An 18368-nucleotide genomic window follows, 5' to 3' on the forward strand; every position below is an offset into this window, starting at 1 on the left:
ATTTAACGAAAATTTCGTTATATATTCACTTTACAAAGGAGGGTTTTTATGTCAAAAAATTTGGAAGTCGCGGGATCGACACCGCAACTCGAGCCAAAAGGGATCTTGAGGTGGATTGAGCAAGTTGGGAATAAGCTTCCGCACCCGTTTATGCTATTTATCTATTTGGCTGTTATTGTCATGATTTTATCAGCTCTGTTGGCTGGAATGTCCGTCACTCATCCAGGAAACGGCGAAACGATTGTAGTGAAAAGTTTGCTCACCCAAGAGGGAATTTCGTGGATATTGACCAGCGCAATAAGCAACTTTGCCGACTTTCCGCCGTTGGGATTGGTATTGATCATGGTGCTCGGGATTGGTTTGGCCGAGAGAGTGGGATTAATTGAAGCAGTCCTTCGCAAAATGATGATCAGCGTTCCGAAGGCTCTTCTTAGTATTTCCATTGTATTTGTAGGTATTTTGGGAAACCTCGCCTCTGATGCTGCTTGGGTAATTATTCCCCCCGTTGGCGCTATGCTATTTGCGGCCGTAGGACGCCATCCTTTGGCTGGCTTTGTCGCTGCAGCCGCTGGTGTGGGATCCGGCTTTACGGCAAACCTGTTTATTGCCGGCACGGATGCGTTGCTTTCCGGAATTAGTACAGAAGTAGCCAAAACAATTGACGCCAATGCCGCTGTAACTCCTGTGGACAACTGGTTCTTCATGGCTGTCTCTGTTTTTGTATTGGCCTTTATTGGTGCATGGATTACCGACAAGATCATCGAACCGCGTTTAGGCATTTATGAAGAAGAAAACCAAGCGTCTGTAGTTAAATTGTCAGACTTAGAAAACAAAGCACTGAAATGGACGGGAATCACAGCCCTTATATACATCGTCATCATCGCTTTACTCGTTGTGCCGGAGGGGTCGCTATTGCGTGATCCTGAGACAGGCGGAATTCTGAATTCTCCATTCTTAAAAGGAATCATTCCGATCATTCTGTTGTTCTTTATTGCAGTATCCGTAACTTATGGACTGAAGATGGGACGCATTAAAAGTCAAGCCGATGTCCCAAAATTAATGGGCGAATCGATTAAAGACATGTCGGGGTTTATCGTACTCGTATTCGTCATCGCTCAATTTATTTCCTTCTTTAATTGGAGCAATCTTGGGATACTGTTGGCGGTGAAAGGCGCCGATTTTCTTAAAAGCATGGACTTAACTGGATTTCCGATTCTGCTCGGATTTTCCTTGCTCACCCTTGTTGTTAGTATGTTTATCGCCAGCGGCTCTGCATTGTGGGCTGTCTTGGCGCCTGTATTTATACCAATGCTCATGCTCCTTGACTTTCATCCTGCTTTTATCCAAATTGCCTATCGTATCGCAGATTCAGCAACCAATACGATTACTCCTATGAACCCATATTTACCGATGATGTTGGCTTATTACCAAAGATACAAAAAGGACGCAGGATTTGGAACTATTCTCTCTACCATGCTGCCATACGCGATCATGTTTTATATTGCGTGGGTCGTCATGATGTTTATTTGGTATATGTTTAATCTGCCAATTGGCCCAGGCATTTCTGCACATTAACATCCTCAAAATAAATAAAGGAGTTGGTTGATTTGGATGTTGTATCATTGCGACGCGATTTTCACAAGCACCCTGAAGTAGGCTTTACTGAATTTCGCACCGCTTCCAAGGTGGTAGAAATTTTAAGTTCTCTAGGTTATGAAGTAATATACGGACAAGATGCTATGGATGGCGACTCTAGACGAGGATTGCCATCCGAAGAACAACTTAATGAAGCATTTGAAAGAGCCTTGCGGGATGGAGCCAATCCCGAGATTATTGAGAAAATGAAGGATGGATACACTGCGGTCATTGGAATATTAAAAGGAAAAAAAACTGGTCCTACGGTAGCCTTTCGTTTTGACATGGACGCATTGCCGATCCGCGAAAGTACAGATGACGACCATTTTCCAAAGGCTGCAGGGTTCCGTTCTATATACGAAGGCAATATGCATGCTTGCGCTCACGATGCACATACTGCCATCGGGTTGGGTCTAGCAGAAAGATTAGCCGACAGAAACTTCTCGGGGACAGTAAAATTGATTTTTCAGCCTGCCGAGGAAGGAGTACGGGGAGCCTATGCCATTGTGCAAAAGGGGTTCCTGGATGATGTGGACTTCATTTTTTGCCAACATCTTGGAGCCAACGTTCCCTTAGGAGAAATTCATGGCGGAACGTCTGGCTTCTTAGCAAGCACGAAATTGGCTGCTCATTTTTACGGGGTGTCTTCCCATGCAGGCGCCTCCCCAGAAAAAGGCCGAAATGCCTTATTGGGCGCGAGTACCGCATTATTGAATATTCATGCCCTTCCGCGATTTAGTTCGGGTGCCACACGCGTCAATGTAGGGGTGTTGGAAGGAGGGACAGCGGCAAATATTATTCCTTCCTATGCAAAAATGGTATTAGAAACCCGTTCGGTTTCAGAAGAAGTAAATGCAGAATTAGAAAGACGAGTTCGCGATATCATTGCCCATAGTGCCGCCATGCACGGGCTTCAGCACGAAATTGAAGTGATCGGAGCGGCGATTCCCATTTTTTGTGATCAAGAACTAGTCACGATTGTTCTAGAGGAAGCGAAGAAGGTTGAGGGGTTTTCTTCTTTCAAAGAGATAGAATCTACTTCGATGGGAAGCGAAGATGCAAGTTTCATGATACGCAGAGTACAGGAACGAGGCGGAAAAGGAACCTATATGATTATAGGGGCCGACCATCCAGCACCCCATCACCATCCGAAATTTGATATTCGGGAAGAGGTTCTTCCTCACAGTGTAGAATTACTCGATCGTATCGCTAGACGGATATTAAAGAAATAGGGGGAGTTTATGCATGTCTCATGTACAAAAAATCTCTGAGCTGATTGAACGAAAAAGAGACATATTTATTCGGGTAAGCGATCTAATATGGGAATATGCAGAAACCCGCTTTGAAGAATACAAATCAGCCGAATTGCTTTGCAAAACCTTGGAACAAGAAGGATTTACCGTTGAGAGAGGCGTTGGCGGAATCGAGACGGCTTTTATCGGAAGCTATGGCGATGGAAAACCGATTGTTGCGATCTTGGGAGAATTCGATGCATTAGCAGGATTAAGCCAAAAAAAAGCAACAGCGAAACAAGAACCACTTGTTCCAGGGGGCAGTGGACATGGCTGCGGCCATAATTTGCTCGGTGCAGGATCATTGGCCGCAGCCGTAGCCTTAAAACAATATATGGAAGAACGTAAGATTCCCGGAACTGTCCGCTACTATGGCTGCCCGGGAGAAGAGGGCGGCTCAGGCAAGACATTCATGGCACGGGAAGGCCTGTTCGATGATATTGACTTCGCTCTATGCTGGCATCCGATGGACTATAACGGCATTTTTTCTGCCCATTCATTAGCTAACTTTCAAGTCTATTATAAGTTCAAGGGAAAAAGCTCCCATGCAGCGATAAGCCCACACTTGGGACGCAGCGCCCTCGATGCGGTTGAACTAATGAATATCGGGGTAAATTATTTAAGAGAGCATATTATTCAGGATGCCAGAATCCATTATGCCATCACCCATACAGGCGGAATATCACCCAATGTTGTACAGTCTTACGCAGAAGTGTTGTATTTAATTCGCGCTCCTGAAATTTCCCAAGTACAGGAAATTTACGAGCGGGTTTGCGATATCGCCCGGGGGGCAGCCCTCATGACAGGAACAGAAGTAGAGATTGTGTTTGATAAAGCGTGTTCCAATTTAATTCCGAACCGAGTTTTAGAATCGGTCATGTACAAAAACTTTTCTGAACTAGGCGTTCCGGTTCACGACGAGCAAGAATTACAGCTGGCTGAAGCCGTTCGTCAAACCCTGTCCGAACAGGAATTAAACATTGCCAAAACCATGTTTCCGGACCTAGCGGATAAAGTGCTGGCCGATCGCTTAAATCCTTATGACAGCCCTGTTTCGCTATACGGGTCTACCGATGTAGGAGATGTAAGCTGGATTGCGCCTACCGCTCAATGTACAACAGCCTGTTTCGTTGTCGGCTCCCCTGCCCACTCTTGGCAATGGGTAACACTCGGAGCTACATCGATTGCGCACAAAGGAATGCTGCATGCAGGAAAGGTGCTCGCCGCTACTGCCGTAGACATGTTACAAAACCCAGAGTTAATTGAACAGGCAAAAGCCGAGTTGAACGAACGGTTGAATGGAAAAAAATATGTTTGCCCAATTCCTAAAGGGGTAGCGGCATCTGCCAGAAAATAGCCTTCCAGAGAGCGCGTTCCTATTAGAAGCTTTTCAGAGGTTTGAGAAAGTCCCTCTTGGTATGGTATGATGCACGGGTATGCCCTATCATCAAAACAAGAGGGGCTTCAGCTGAATTAGGCGCACTGGATACGTTCCCCGCTGCAGGATAAACACCTAACAACAACCGTGAAGCGTGTCCGAGGCCTGTAAGATAGCATGAAAAACTAAAATTTCAGGCGTGTTGATTATCCAATAAAATCCAAAGGGTATAGAAAAAAGAGCACCTTTCCTGTAGAATGTGAGTAGCGACACAAACAAACCCAGGAGGTGCTCTCTATGAACAAGCATACCACACTCCCGAATTTGATGCAAAAACTTGTTTCGGATGAAGAGATTCAACTGATTGCCGAAGCGGTTGGGTATCGTGATTCGTCTCGAACCTTTACGTTGCGCGAGTTGATTCACTTCTTCCTGCTGGCCGCCATGCATCAATGGAAAAGCTTTCGCCACGGAGCCGATGTGGGGCCTCTGTATGGATTGCCGCGATTCCATTATTCAACTGTATCCAAGAAAGCGAAAGAAGTTCCCTATGACATCATGAAACGCTTGTTGGCGTTGATCATTTCCAAGTGCAACCGCCAAACCCGCCGTTCGCTTCGGTTTCCCAAACCGCTTCGGGTGGTGGATTCGACGACCGTCACGGTCGGGAAAAACCGCCTGCCATGGGCGCCGTATCACGGCGAACGCGCCGGAGTGAAGCTGCACGTCGCGTATTCGCCGGAATCCTCGTTGCCGGCAGACGTGGTGGAAACCATCGGACTGCGTCACGATGGCCCGGTGGGAGAACAGTTGACGAACGCTCAACAAGTGCTGGTGGAAGACCGGGCGTATTTCAAAATCGAACGCCTCGATCGATTTGTGGAGCAGCATCAGCTCTTTGTCATTCGGATGAAGGACAACATCGAACTTCATCAGAAAAAAAGCTTGAAACGCCTTTCCAGCACATCTTCATCGGTTCAAGCCGACTTCACGTGCCAGTTGGGAACGAAACAATACCGCTCCACCAAGCGTCACCGGGTGGTGATCTTTCGAGATGCGAATGGCCGCGACATTCGGGTCGTGACGAACCTCTTCCATGCGTCTGTGGAAACCATTGCCGACATGTACCAACAACGTTGGACTGTTGAGGTCTTTTTCCGTTGGGTGAAGCAATATCTGAATGTCCCGACCTTGTTTGGCACGACGGAAGATGCGGTATACAACCAACTGTTTGCGGCGTTCATCGCGTATGTGTTGCTGCGATGGCTGTATGATCAAACCAAAAAACAGACGAACGTCTCTCTTTCCTTCATTTCGTTCGTTCGCCGTTTTTTCTCTGGGCAGCTTCCTCTCGATTGGAGATCCGGGATGGCCGCTGCTTTGTTTGAGTATGCCCAAATTTATGGAAGGCGTATGTCTAATTTTGGATAATCAACACTCGTCTAAAATTTGTTTTATTTTGCTTCCCAAGTTCGCGGAAATATGTCCATACTTTGACGGATAGCCTAAGCCGTTGCCAAGGTGGTAAGCGGCGGTTTTCTTTTTGCCTGACAACAATGCTTCCAGCGCTAAAGTATGCGCCTTCGCTAAGTCGGTAACATGGATATAGTCACGAATACATGTCCCATCTGGTGTATCATAGTCCGTACCGAAGACGGAAATTTTGTCGCGCTGGCCTAACAAATGCTGCGAGACAATCGGAATCAAATGCGTTTCCGGGTTATGGTCTTCGCCAATTTCCCCCGACTCGTGCGCCCCATCCGCATTAACGTAGCGAAGGATGATATAGTTGAGTCCATGCCAGAGGCAAAATCGGCCAAAACTAATGGATTTGTTCGTTAATCATATGAAAATTAATATTCACCGGTATAAACTTCTTTATACGCTCAATATCCCGCTTCTTGTAGTCCATAATCACAATGCCAGTAATGACCTCATCCTCTTCAGAAAACCGGATAAACACACCAGGAGCTGCTTCGTCATCGTACGACACTTTTGGTTCGCCCAAATAAATATAAAGAACATCGTGATCATAGTCATAGGAGTATTTAACGTTTTCCTGTAAATTTTGGACGAACATAAATCGCACCTCCTGTCTCTTGGTTTAACCTGCTTTTGGCGATGACGGTAACAACGTCACCATACGCTTCATCTTCATGGTCGACAATAACGACCAATGCCTTTAGCGACTTAAACTTAGGCAATTGCACAAGATCTATATATTTTTGTCTTGTATCATGCTGATCGTCCGGATTATTTGGCAATATAAAACAAGGATCTTGCATGACGCTCTTGACCATATCTTCTTGGCCTATAAACTCTTCCCTTGTATGATCCCCACCAACAATATGATAATTCCATGTTGTGCTTTTAAGCCGCACCTCTCTGCCTAAAGGGTCCTCAGTTATAAATATGTAGTCTGTATTGATCTTGTTACCTTCCATTATTGCTCACTCTTCACACCAATAATACCTAATTGCGAAAGTTCCTGAATCTTTTCCTCGCTTGGCGGGGAAGGGATTTCACCGAATATCTCTTCATACTGCTTAATGTAATTCAATAACAAATAGGCAAATTGTTTGGCATGTTGTGGGCTCATAGTAACCTTTCCGAGGTATATATTCTCATCGGGCGATTGCTGTTGAAGATTAAGGATAATATCATGAAGAGTCATACTTAAACTAATGGAATTACAATAAACATTGAAGGGTCTCTTTTCCATATTCCCTTCCAATATACCTTTCCTCTCCCTTTTATTTTAAAACGGTATTGTAATTATATTTTACACCTTAAAGAATTTTCTTGCACTCATTTCATTAGGGAAACCGCTGTATATAGAAAATGCCTATAAATAAACCGCCCCACCAAGGGGTAGCCTAATCATCGTCCTTTCCGCTGATGCCATTTCCACGCGCTTTCGATGGCTGACAAGTGACAGGCACCCTCACCCCCTCACAAATTCAGCATATTTTTTCTTCCGCTCTGTTTTTGTGCCTGAAAAGTAATCTAATCATGCATCCATATTCATAAATTTCGGGGGCAGCGATTTTGGATGCATATACAAATAAACTCTCCATCGGTAATGTTCCGGCGCATGCACCATATGAGCTTCTACAGGATTGAGATGAATATATCGGCTCACTTCCAACATTCCACTGTCATTGTCAATCCATTTACCATAATAACGTTTTTCAAATACATGTCCCGTCAAACGATAGCGAGTATTATAATAATTCGCATACCGTTTGTTCATGAGCGCCATGACTTTCGAAATCGGCTCCTGTTGTGAGCGCAGCCGCAGGTGAAAGTGATTCGTCATAAGGCAATATGCGGCTACTTCAAATGGGATTTTTTCGTGAAGCTGGTGGAGGATATGGAGAAAAGCGAGAAAATCATTTGTTTCCTTGAATAGGGGATCACGCCGATTGCCGCGGCAAACGATATGATAAAACCGATGGGGCACCCAGATCCGCTTTTGCCGTCCCATTCTTTTTACCTCGCTGTTGCCTGTTGCTTCGTATATGTTTTCAGCCATCTTAGCGTCATCGCTTCCCAAAGCGATTCATCCGCTATCTCTTCGGTTCCCTTTAAATCGGAAATGGTCCTTGCCAACCGAATGATTTTCGTTTGTACACGATTGCTCCATTGATGCTGGGATGCCCATTGCTGCAACAGAAGTTGCTGCCTGTTGGCAAGCGGGCTTTTTTCCATTAATAAATCAAAAGAAACACGCCCATTCGTTATTTCTTTTCCGTGGCTCTTCACCACAAGTTGTACTTGATCATTGAAGATCGGTGTGCATAGAGAAAATAGAGGGTACAAAAAATGCGAATTTTCCTGTATGGTAAAGGTGTCCAAACCAAACCATTGGAGGAAAATTCGCATGTACGCTCAGTTTATCAAAGAACTCATCGATTTACCAGATGTTTTGATTCAAAAGGTGCGAAAAGAAGAAGAACGTTGGATTTTCGAATTTTCTCTTCCCGAACAATGCCTGTTATGTCCTGTTTGCTTGAAACGCACGATCAAAATGACAGGAAAAAAGAAGCAATGGATGCATGGGTATGCTCAACGGATCGGCATCTTTTGGGTGGAACTCCCTGTGGAGCGTAGACGTTGTTGTACATGTGGCATGACATTCAGCACGTCTTATCCCGGAATTTCCCCTCGAAGTGCAGCGACGGATGCGTTTCAGCAATGGGTGGCGCAATCTTGCATCGGAACATCCATTCAGGCGGTGGCTCGTATGCTCAAGCTTCCGTACACGACCGTTGAACGCTGGTTTTATACCCATGCCCCTTCCTTCCTATCGAATGACATCCAACCAAAGGCAGTTTGTGTCGATGAGTTTGCGTTTCGAAAAGGGCATGATTACGGAGTGGCAGTCATGGATGCCGAAACGGGAGAAGTGTATGCCGTTGAAGCAGGAAAGAACGAGGAAGCCATTGGACGTGTGTTGGCTCCTGTGTCTGGTTCTGTTCAGTATGTCGTGAGCGATTTGGCTCCAGCGATGAAAAAAGCCATTCAAGGGGTGTGTCCGGAAGCGAAGCATGTGGTCGATTATTTTCATGTGATTCAATTGTTTACGGAAGCGTTGGATCGATGCCGCCAATCCTTCGGAAAAGGGAACAAGAAACACGGGCATGTTCGGTATGTTTGCCGCTTATTGACCCAGTGCCCCGAGAAACTCACCGAGGAGGAGCGCCAAACGGTGCGGGAGTGGCAGAAAGAGAGCGATTCCTTGCAGGCTGTCTATCAATCCCTTCAACATTTTCGTTATGTATCCAAAAGCCAAAGCGAGCGACAAGCGAAACGTCGTTTGAACGCCTGGGTTCATCGGTATTTGTTTTGTCCTTGTTCTGCTGTTCGCGCCATCGCAAAATCACTCGTCAAACGAACAGACGAAATCATATCGTGCATTTTATCCCCTTATTCAAATGGGAAAATGGAGGGAACAAATAACAAGATCAAGCTGATGAAACGTCGGGGATACGGATACAGAAATATCCAGCGTTTTGCATTGCGGGTTCGGCTAGAAACAGCTAACATACTTTCATGACAGGTGCAAGTACAACTTTTGGTGATGAACCTTTTCCGTAACGTTCATATTGCTTTCTTCTTGCTTCTTCTACTCTTTTCCTTATGGTTTCCGAAGATTCCGAAACCCTCGTTTCTTTGGTGAAATCAATGACTTCCAATGACAATAAAACATCCATCCGGTCATAAATCGGCCCGGAAACACGATTTCGATACGCTTGAATTTGTTTCGGACTACATGTGCAATAGCGCGTTCTTGAGCCTAAATATCCACACGGACACGGATTCATCGCCCCAAGCAAAATAAAGTCCGCAGGATATGTCACCGTCGACGAAATACGGCTAATCGTCACTTTCCCCGTCTCTAACGGCTGGCGAAGCATATCCAGCGTCTTTTTCGCAAATTCCGCCATTTCATCGAGAAACAAAACACCGCGGTGTGCCAGCGACACCTCGCCAGGCTTTGGGTGCGTTCCCCCGCCAATTAAAGAAACCGATGAAGCGGAATGATGCGGATGACGAAAAGGCGGATGGCCGCTCTCGATTTTTTCCCCTGCCAGCTGGTACAAACTGATCACCTCTAACTGCGCATCATGAGAAAGGCTCGGCAAAATCGTCGGAAACGTTTCCGCCAACAAACTTTTCCCGCACCCAGGCGGTCCAACCATTAACACGTGATGTCCGCCTGCCGCTGCGATCTCCAATGCACGCTTTGCTTGACCCGAGTTCGACAGTTTTGAGACCATTTTAGGCAAATGAAAATGGTTAAAATGCTGTAATATCAAGGATTTCACGATGCGGATCCTAGAAAAAAACGCTGAATTTCATAGGCACACGACTTGACAAATTAACCTTTTAAAATAGCCAAATATCGTTTATAATATAGGCATGTACATGCGGAAAGTAACACGCAAAAATAAAGATGGAACGACCGTGGCGTATCTCCAGCTTGCTCACAACGAATTGGATCCGAAGGTCAAATATGCGAAAACGAAGGTGATTGATTCGTTTGGGCGCGAAGACGAGGTGGATCGCGCTGTCTTGGAGCGTCTGGCCAAAAGCATTTCGTGATCCTTTCTCCTGACTCATGAATCGTGGCCGAAAGTAAGGGACGAATGCGAGCGTCTTATGCTTGGACATTTTTCTTCAAAAACGGAGACCTTGATCAACGAACCGAGCTGACGGCCAAACAAGCGCAACTCTTTGCGGCTCTAGGGCTGGAACCTCCTCCGAAGATCCTAGGCATCCATCCTCGCCCCTAGATACACGCCCGAAGTGTGCTCAAATGCCTCTCGTCCCTTTTGTATCAAGGGTCGAGAGGCATTTTGTTTGCCTAGTCACTGTCGAACTCGGGCTTGATGATGGCCAATAATCGATTGAAAATCCCGATGATGCTTTCGCGGGGAGTTCGTAATTTCAGGAGTGCGAAAAGCTGGGGATAACGAAAGAACACGTTGTCCTTGCAGATATTGCACCGTTTCTTCCAATGTCTGAACAAAGATACAATCGAGATCTTTCAAATGATGAAGCGGAAGTGTGGGATCATACGGAAGGTATACTTTTTGAAAACCGAGCTTCTTTGCTGCCAATATCGCTGGAAGCATGCCATCCACCGGCTGAATCGCTCCATCCAACGATAATGAACCTAAAAACGCTGCATCGGGGGAAACCGGCGCTGTCAGCTTGCCCATTGCCTTCAAAATCCCAATCGCCATCGCCAAATCAAACATCGGGCTATGCTTTTTCCGCTCCGGCGGAGACAAATGAACAACGAGCCTTTTATCAAAAAAGTCGCATCCGAAAGCATAAAGCGAAGCAAGAACACGTTCCTTTGCCTCTTTCACCGACGCATCCGGCAACCCAACAATCACCATCGCAGCAATCCCCGGCACCTCCTGCACCTCCACCTGCACCCGATACCCTTCTAACCCCCTCAACCCAATGCTTAAAATCTTCACCGTCACTCATCCATCCCTCCCAATCACAGAACATTAGTTCTCACCCATCATTGTAATACCCTCTTCTTTATCTTTCAATTACCAATATTTCGACAAATTTCGGGTGGTGAGCGCCACTTCCGGATATCGCGAAAACGCTGCAAAAGACGACAGAGTGGATGTCATTGCCTGGATGGAAAAAGAATCCGTGCACGTCATATCTGGAGTTCGGCCGGGAAGACTCATTTTTAAACCGAATGGGCCATTGGTGGATGAGTATGAACAATCGTGGGATCTAGCAGGAGATGCAGGCGTTTTGAATCTTACGGTAAAGAACAATAAGATTTTTTATGATGAATATCCGGATGCACTGGCCCGATTGTACAGCTCGCTGACTTCTCATGGAGGAAATTATCTTGTTGCAAGTGCTAAACCGGGATTTGAATTTATCGGTGAAGGCTCTCCAACTCATGTTGGAGGAGCAAGCCACGGGGGGCTTCATAAACAAGATTCGCTAGTGCCGATGATTATAACTGGCACCGATTCGTCCCCAAAACATTTACGCATGATTGATTTAAAAGATTGGATTTTAACACTGATTGATTGACGCAGATAAACAATCAGCCTCCCGCTGACAACACTCCTTCAGCGGGAGGCTCTGTATTTCCTTCACATTTCCACGATGCCGCTTCCATGCACTGAAAATATTATCTTCAAGCGAATATTCCGCTTCCCAGCCCGGTTCCTTATCCATCTTCTCCGAGAAAGAGACAAGCCGCGCCGGGGCGCCCGGGCGGCATATTTATGACAGCTATGCAGCTGGTTGCTTTTTTACATGTTTCAATGGCTTCGTTAGCGAAACAGCCTTCGACCAGCGGCAGGCGCCTATGCTGGTCACAGGCTCCAAATTTCCATTGCCTTTTTGACCAGTCTTTCTTGTCTGGAAAGAATTTGGTCCTTTGTCCATTCCTTTTCCTCTAATATTTCTTTCGTAAGATCAAACGATACTTTTTTGTTTCGTTTTTCGTAAATTTCCTTTTTACGGTCAAATGAATAGTATTGTGCAGCAGAATTTTTCACACCGCTCAATAAAGTCAAATTTCCAAGCTTATGAACCAATTCTTGATGAACATCAGGCGTGAAACGTTGGATCCAATATTCATCTTTTAGCTTTTGCGGAAGGATGTGCTCCACCGTAATTCGTCCATGGAATTGTTTTACCACGCTCTGATCTTGGCTTTCTTGTTCCAAGCGAAGGAGTATTGCTTTTACAGCAGGAGAATGGTAAATATCCGCACGTATCAATTGTTCAAATTCTTTATTATCCGCATATTTTTTAACCGTTTCAATCAGTTCATCCGCTGAACATCCTTTATTGATCAAATTAATCACTTGATAATAAACCGTATTTCGTTTTGTTTTGCCAAGCCGGCGAACCCAGTTTTGGTACGTGATTTTTTCCATTAATTCAACAAAATCAGCGAATTCCATATCCGGCACCGGTTTATTTAGAAACGCAAGCACAGGAGGTATCCACTCATCATGAGCGACCCGATGGAGGGAAGAGATGAGTTTTTGCGTCTTAAGATGATTATCGAAATCGTTTTCCATAATTTTTTCATAATGATGAGCCGAGCGCAGGAGAAATTCAGCGAAACGAGCGGGAGCTTCTTTATATTCTTCAAGGATCTCATCAAACTCTTGATAAAGAATTTCCTGCTGCTTGTTCCCTTTGATCGAAGTCCGCAAATGGCTTAAGAAATTATCCAGCTGCCGAATGCCAACGATATTCTCCAGTTCATTCCAACATTCTTCCACTCGGCTTCTCTCAAGAGGCTTGCTTTCACAATATTCAAACAGCCGGTTTTTTAATAAATCCCCGTTGGAAAGAGACATTCCTCTCGCATTTAAGACATTAAAAAGCCGGTAGGCGGAGGTAAAGTTATCGGTGACCACAAAGACAACATATACATGTTCTAAAATATAATTGACCAACCGCCGCAACTCGACTTCGCTTAATTCTGAAACTACTTGTTTGATTTCAAGCATATTGTCATAAAACTTCGCTTGAGTTTCACTCATTTCTTGTGCAGAGCTTATATCTTCCCCCATGAGGATATACTTCTGGAAAAATGCTTGATCTTGCTTTCTGACTATCAGGCGAGGCTGCTCCGGTTCATCCGTATAAGGGTTTACCGGCATAATTCGTTTTTGAATATCCTCTACACTAGAAGGATGCGTGATCAACTGCTTCATAACCGCAAAAATAATATTTAAAGTCGTTAACCGCTGCTGGCCGTCTACGACTTCATAACGACGGTTGCGTTCTTTTTCAATCGTAATAATCGATCCGATAAAGTATTCAGGGTCATTACGCTGATAAGCCTGGCAAATATCTTCTATCAACTCGCGCGCATGGCTTTTCTCCCAAGAATACGGCCGTTGATAAGGAGGAATTTCATAAATTTTGTTTTCCGTCAGTATCTCGTTGATCTTTTTTTCACTTGCCTCCATTTAGCATCATCTCCCCCAGTAGCCAGATTTACTTTTACACATACATCTATAATACAGATTTTACGTTTTTACAACTCTCCCCTTATTCACACATGTTGACCCCAACCGTATTAATGATTTCTTCTCAAAAACCAATCCATATCATAGTTTTGTAATGATTGAGGAAGAAATTTTATGTAAAAAAGGATTCCTCGTAAGCGAAGATAACAAAAAGCAATCTTGAAGCATCTATGGGGTAGTTATGGAGAAGTTCACCAATGAAATGGATGCAGCGGGTATAGCTAGAAGAGGAAGCAGAGGATCTCTATAACCATGATGCAAAACATAGAGGGAATTCGTAATTTTACATTTCAGAACATATCCGTCGTAAATAAATTCGCACAAACGAATAAAGCAATCCCCCACATGCGTCAATAACCACATTCGCCAAAAGCGCCATCCTCCCCGGTTGAAACGATTCAGTTCCTTCTTCCGTTTTTGAATATAAATCATTTTTCCATCCACTCCAACTCCTCCAGCGACTGGACATCTTGAAGAATGTAGCGGATCGTTTTTTATCGACTTTGGCAGCTGTTGAAACGATGACATACATACCTCCCAATACTACTTATGATGATTCCCTTTAAAAATTGGTTTTAACTGATGAACAAGCTCCCGAACCATGTCTTTCGCGGTCATATTGCGGACAATTCCCCTCGTTGATACGCTTTGATCAATATATGTTTGAAACGCTCGGTTTCTGGTCGCAGATTCTTTTTCTTCGTCACAACAGTCACCTCCAACATAAATAAGCCTCCCGCTGAATTACTTCAACAGGAGGCTTTGAATTTACTTAGTATTTCGGCTATGCCACTTCCACGCGCTTGCAATAATCTCCTCAAGCGAATATTCCGCTTTCCAGCCAAGTTCTTCGTAAATTTTTTGCGAGGAAGCGACAAGGCGCGCCGGGTCGCCCGGACGGCGGTCAGTGTATTCGATTACCGCTTTGCGGCCGGTTACTTTTTCACATGTTTCAATCACTTCTTTGACGGAATAGCCTAAGCCGTTGCCAAGGTTGTAAATGGCGGTTTTCTTTTTGCCTGACAATAAAGCTTCCAGCGCTAAAATATGCGCCTTCGCTAAATCGGTGACATGGATATAGTCACGAATGCATGTCCCGTCTGGTGTATCATAGTCCGTACCGAAGACGGAAATTTTGTCGCGCTGGCCTAACAAATGCTGCAAGACAAGCGGAATCAAATGCGTTTCCGGGTTATGGTCTTCGCCAATTTCTCCCGACTCGTGCACCCCAGCCGCGTTAAAGTAGCGAAGGACGACATAGTTCAAACCATACGCAGAAGCAAAATCCGCTAAAATTTGTTCGATCATTAACTTCGAACGGCCGTATGGGTTAATTGGATTTGTTGGGCAATCTTCCGTAATCAATTCGACATTCGGAATCCCATACGTCGCCGCGGTTGACGAGAAGATAAAGTTTTTCACATTATACTTTAGCATTGTCTCTAGTAACGTTAAGGTAGCAGCAACGTTGTTTTGATAATACTTCAGCGGATTCACCACCGATTCGCCGACTAAACTGTTCGCCGCAAAATGCATGACGGCTTGAATCGGGTATTTTTCAAAAATCGGCTCAAGATCCGCTTTGTTCCCTAAATCCCCTTGCACAAACACCGCGCGGTCATCCACTAAATAGCGATGGCCAGTCGATAAGTTATCAAGCACGATCACTTGCTCTTTTTCCACTAATTCTTTCACTAAATGACTTCCGATATAACCGGCTCCGCCGACAACGAGAATCATATACAATCCCCCAATTATACATTAACTATTTGATGGACTATAGCCATTACCGCGTTTTCTAATGCGGCAACAAGTTCTTCGCTCTCTTGTAACGATGTTCCTCTCACGCCAAAGTAAAACTTCGCTTTCGGCTCTGTGCCTGATGGACGCAAACAGAACCATGCGCCATTCGCAAGATGATATTTCAATACGTTCGAACGAGGCAAGTCAATCGGTTGCTCTTCCCCGGTTGCTACAATAGTGCGTTTGCTTATCAAATAGTCTTCAATCATGACAACTTCCACACCGGCGATTTCTTTCGGCGGTTCTTTGCGGAAGGCCGCTAAAATGTTCGCAATTTGCTCAGCACCGTCTTTTCCTTTTAACGTTAGCGAGCGCAATGATTCTTTATAATAGCCGTATTTCGCAAAAATCTCTAACAAACCTTCATACAATGTTTTTCCCTGCGCTTTATAATAGGCCGCTACTTCTGCTGCAAAAATTGCCGATTGCACCGCATCTTTATCGCGGACAAAGTCGCCGATTAAATAGCCATAGCTTTCTTCATAACCGAACTGGAACGTGTATTCTTTCGTCCGTTCAAACTCGTTAATCTTCTCGCCGATAAATTTAAACCCGGTTAACGTATCAATCGTTGGCAAGCCATAATGCTCGGCAATCGCGCGGCCGATTTCGGACGTCACGATCGTTTTCACAACGACGCCGTTTTTCGGCAAGATTCCTTTTGCCTGCTTTTGTGATAATAAACCCGTGGTGCTAGTTGAGCTTTAGCGCTCAACTAGCCCAAGTGTAACCAGGGAATAAGCTAACAATATACCGTCTAGTGCCACTTCAAATCCGATAATCGAATTGGCTCGGATCCCCGTGATGCGATAGTGGTCAACCAGAACCGAGAACACCGTCTCGATCACTTTGCGTTTTTGTTGGATCCACTGCTCCCATGTCTCAGACGCACGATGTTTCTGGTTTTTTCGAGACGGAGTCCAAAGCGCCATTTGGTATTCTTCGTACAGCCTTTTTTGCAAGTCACGGCTAATGAATCCTTTGTCCCCAAAGTTATACGGGTGGGGAATTTGGGTCATCACGCTTTCGGCTGCGATTCGATCGTGGCAAGATGCTTCCGTCACCACATACCCCATTGGCAGCCCTTGATCGGTCACTTGAAGGTGCAGCTTCAACCCGTAGTACCATTGCTTTTTGGAAGCGCAATACCCGATGTCGGCGATCTCTTGAAACCGTTTGACGCGATGCATTCTTGCCGTATGGCACAATGGGAGCGGCAAGCTGTCCACGACGGCATAGGCATGATGTTGGCCACGTTTTGCCAGCTCATGGCGGATCCATTTGATAGCGAAGCCAAGCGCCCGGCAGCGGCGGTTATACCGGGAACGTTCGAGAAACGAGCCGTTTGTGAACAAATTTCCCGTGACAAAACGATGCCACGCCCGTTCAGAAGTAAAACCGAGCAGCTTTCCTAAAAGATGAATGGCGATGATGACAGCGTCCTCTTGCTTGACCAAATGGCGATTTCGACGATGAAGATGCACCTGAATGCATGAAAGTTGAGCAGAAACAAAAACGAAAATGGCGGCATATTGCTTTTGAATCTTGGCCCGATCTGTAGTAAAATGAAAGTGCTCTTGCATAGGGATCCTCCTTTTTAATGGTTGGTTGCACTTTCATTTTAAGGGGATCCTCATGCAAGGGCTATTTTTATGCTTGTTTGAGTTTATCTAGCACCACGGGTGATAATAAATATTCCAGCATCAACGCGCCCATTTGGTTGCCTGTTAACACGACATATTCACCATCTAAATTTTTCACTGCCACACCAAGCCGATCCGCATCCGGGTCGGTTGCCATTAAAATGTCGGCATCGATTTTTTTACCGTATTGAATCGCTAATTCAAACGCGGCATGCTCTTCCGGATTTGGCGAGGCAACAGTGGAAAAGTTCGGGTCTGGAAGTTCTTGTTCTTTTACCACCGTCACGTTTTCAAAGCCAAATGCTTTTAAACCAGCGCAGACTAACTTATTGGCTGTGCCATGCAAAGGAGAAAAAACGATTTTTAACTCTTTCGCTACTTCCGCAACCATTTCTGGATTGAGTTGAATCGTTTTTAATTGCTGAAGGTAGGCTTCATCGATTTCTTCGCCGATATATGTAAGCAATCCGTTTTCAAGAAGCTCTTGCTCGCTTGCTACTTCAACCGTCAATTCATTTTCGACGGCATTAACGTATTGAATAATCGCATCCGCCACAGCTGGCGGGATTTGTCCGCCATCTTGGCCATAAACTTTAAACCCGTTATACTCAGGCGGATTATGGCTTGCTGTAATGACAACACCGGCAAACGCCCCAAGATAACGAACCGCAAATGACAACTCTGGCGTTGGACGAAGCTCTTTAAATAAGTACGCTTTAATCCCATGCTTTCCAACCGTCTTCGCCACTTCCAACGCAAACTCCGGCGACTTATGGCGGGAATCATAGGCGATCACGACACCGCGCGCTTTCGCTTCTTCGCCTTGTTCCACGATATAACGCGCTAATCCTTCCGATGCTTTGCGGATTGTATAGATATTCATTCGATTCGTCCCGGGACCAATTTCCCCGCGCATCCCGCCTGTACCGAATTCTAAGTGTTTGTAAAAGCTATCTTCAAGGGCTTTTTCATTATGCTGCATCAAAATTAATTGTTGTTTCAATTCTGCATCTAGCTTTGGATATGAAAGCCATTTTTCTACTGTTGCTTTCCATGTCATTCCTTTATC

Annotated in this window: 15 protein-coding genes and 6 pseudogenes; 8 read left to right on the top strand and 13 right to left on the bottom strand. The window is 45.2% G+C overall.

The features are described from left to right. Window positions 1-48: 48 nt before the first annotated feature. The 4 genes from GHH_RS16665 to GHH_RS16680 all read left to right on the top strand — a co-directional run bounded on the left by GHH_RS16665 (window position 49) and on the right by GHH_RS16680 (window position 5736). Window positions 49-1575, top strand: a complete 1527-nt coding sequence (locus GHH_RS16665) for an AbgT family transporter (protein WP_015375998.1) — start codon at window positions 49-51, stop codon at window positions 1573-1575. A gap of 32 nt (window positions 1576-1607) precedes the next feature. Continuing rightward, entirely contained in the window at window positions 1608-2867 is a 1260-nt protein-coding gene (locus GHH_RS16670; protein ID WP_015375999.1) for an amidohydrolase, read from the top strand. A 13-nt stretch (window positions 2868-2880) separates the two neighbouring features. Beyond that, window positions 2881-4284, top strand: a complete 1404-nt coding sequence (locus GHH_RS16675) for a M20 family metallopeptidase (RefSeq protein ID WP_015376000.1) — start codon at window positions 2881-2883, stop codon at window positions 4282-4284. Window positions 4285-4602: 318 nt separating this feature from the next. Beyond that, window positions 4603-5736: an IS4 family transposase gene (locus GHH_RS16680; RefSeq protein WP_015376001.1), complete on the top strand. Its 1134-nt coding sequence runs from the start codon at window positions 4603-4605 to the stop codon at window positions 5734-5736. A gap of 60 nt (window positions 5737-5796) precedes the next feature. Here GHH_RS16680 and GHH_RS16685 read toward each other — a convergent pair. From GHH_RS16685 to GHH_RS16710, 6 genes and pseudogenes are all read right to left on the bottom strand, one after another. Continuing rightward, window positions 5797-6128: pseudogene (locus GHH_RS16685) on the bottom strand (NAD-dependent epimerase/dehydratase family protein); the annotation flags it as partial. Beyond that, a complete protein-coding gene (locus tag GHH_RS16690; RefSeq protein ID WP_011888351.1) occupies window positions 6128-6385 on the bottom strand; it encodes a DUF2283 domain-containing protein in 258 nt (85 codons plus the stop codon). The pseudogene GHH_RS16685 and the gene GHH_RS16690, both read right to left, overlap by 1 nt. Further along, the gene (locus tag GHH_RS16695) at window positions 6354-6749 is read right to left on the bottom strand and encodes a hypothetical protein (protein WP_015376003.1); all 396 of its coding nucleotides are present in this window, start codon (window positions 6747-6749) and stop codon (window positions 6354-6356) included. Before GHH_RS16695 ends, GHH_RS16690 begins: the two co-directional genes overlap by 32 nt. Beyond that, window positions 6749-7039, bottom strand: a complete 291-nt coding sequence (locus GHH_RS16700; protein WP_190304974.1) for a DUF3467 domain-containing protein — start codon at window positions 7037-7039, stop codon at window positions 6749-6751. The genes GHH_RS16695 and GHH_RS16700 overlap by 1 nt, the downstream gene beginning before the upstream one ends. Window positions 7040-7315: 276 nt before the next feature. Further along, a complete protein-coding gene (locus GHH_RS16705; RefSeq protein WP_015376004.1) occupies window positions 7316-7792 on the bottom strand; it encodes a transposase in 477 nt (158 codons plus the stop codon). Between the two features lie 5 nt (window positions 7793-7797). After that, a pseudogene (locus tag GHH_RS16710) lies at window positions 7798-8061 on the bottom strand (ATP-binding protein); the annotation flags it as partial. 127 nt (window positions 8062-8188) lie between these two features. Here GHH_RS16710 and GHH_RS16715 point away from each other — a divergent pair. Then, on the top strand, window positions 8189-9364 hold the full coding sequence (locus GHH_RS16715; RefSeq protein WP_015376005.1) for an ISL3 family transposase: 1176 nt from the start codon (window positions 8189-8191) through the stop codon (window positions 9362-9364). Window positions 9365-9395: 31 nt separating this feature from the next. On the opposite strand, the pseudogene GHH_RS16720 reads toward GHH_RS16715, so the two are convergent. Beyond that, window positions 9396-10061, bottom strand: a pseudogene (locus tag GHH_RS16720) (ATP-binding protein); the annotation flags it as partial. A 175-nt stretch (window positions 10062-10236) separates the two neighbouring features. Here GHH_RS16720 and GHH_RS19600 point away from each other — a divergent pair. Further along, window positions 10237-10413 (top strand): hypothetical protein, encoded by a 177-nt coding sequence (locus GHH_RS19600; RefSeq protein ID WP_015373950.1) that lies wholly within the window; start codon window positions 10237-10239, stop codon window positions 10411-10413. Between the two features lie 12 nt (window positions 10414-10425). After that, window positions 10426-10604, top strand: a pseudogene (locus GHH_RS19750) (transposase); the annotation flags it as partial. A 75-nt stretch (window positions 10605-10679) separates the two neighbouring features. On the opposite strand, the gene GHH_RS16725 reads toward GHH_RS19750, so the two are convergent. After that, window positions 10680-11306: a magnesium chelatase domain-containing protein gene (locus GHH_RS16725; protein WP_015376007.1), complete on the bottom strand. Its 627-nt coding sequence runs from the start codon at window positions 11304-11306 to the stop codon at window positions 10680-10682. A gap of 148 nt (window positions 11307-11454) precedes the next feature. Between GHH_RS16725 and GHH_RS18630 the strand changes: the two genes are divergently transcribed. Beyond that, window positions 11455-11886, top strand: coding sequence for an alkaline phosphatase family protein (locus GHH_RS18630; RefSeq protein ID WP_223810856.1), 432 nt, complete (start codon window positions 11455-11457; stop codon window positions 11884-11886). 287 nt (window positions 11887-12173) lie between these two features. On the opposite strand, the gene GHH_RS16730 is transcribed toward GHH_RS18630, so the two are convergent. The 5 genes and pseudogenes from GHH_RS16730 to GHH_RS16750 form a co-directional block, all read right to left on the bottom strand. Further along, window positions 12174-13793, bottom strand: coding sequence for a DUF262 domain-containing protein (locus tag GHH_RS16730; RefSeq protein ID WP_015376008.1), 1620 nt, complete (start codon window positions 13791-13793; stop codon window positions 12174-12176). A gap of 828 nt (window positions 13794-14621) precedes the next feature. Further along, entirely contained in the window at window positions 14622-15593 is a 972-nt protein-coding gene (gene galE, locus GHH_RS16735) for a UDP-glucose 4-epimerase GalE (RefSeq protein WP_015376010.1), read from the bottom strand. 14 nt (window positions 15594-15607) lie between these two features. After that, window positions 15608-16339 (bottom strand): annotated as a pseudogene (locus GHH_RS16740) (phospho-sugar mutase); the annotation flags it as partial. A 21-nt stretch (window positions 16340-16360) separates the two neighbouring features. After that, a complete protein-coding gene (locus GHH_RS16745; RefSeq protein WP_011230510.1) occupies window positions 16361-17239 on the bottom strand; it encodes an IS982 family transposase in 879 nt (292 codons plus the stop codon). A 100-nt stretch (window positions 17240-17339) separates the two neighbouring features. Further along, window positions 17340-18359 (bottom strand): annotated as a pseudogene (locus tag GHH_RS16750) (phospho-sugar mutase); the annotation flags it as partial. Window positions 18360-18368 lie beyond the last annotated feature (9 nt).

Source organism: Geobacillus sp. GHH01 (assembly GCF_000336445.1).
Classification (GTDB): Bacteria; Bacillota; Bacilli; order Bacillales; family Anoxybacillaceae; genus Geobacillus; species Geobacillus zalihae.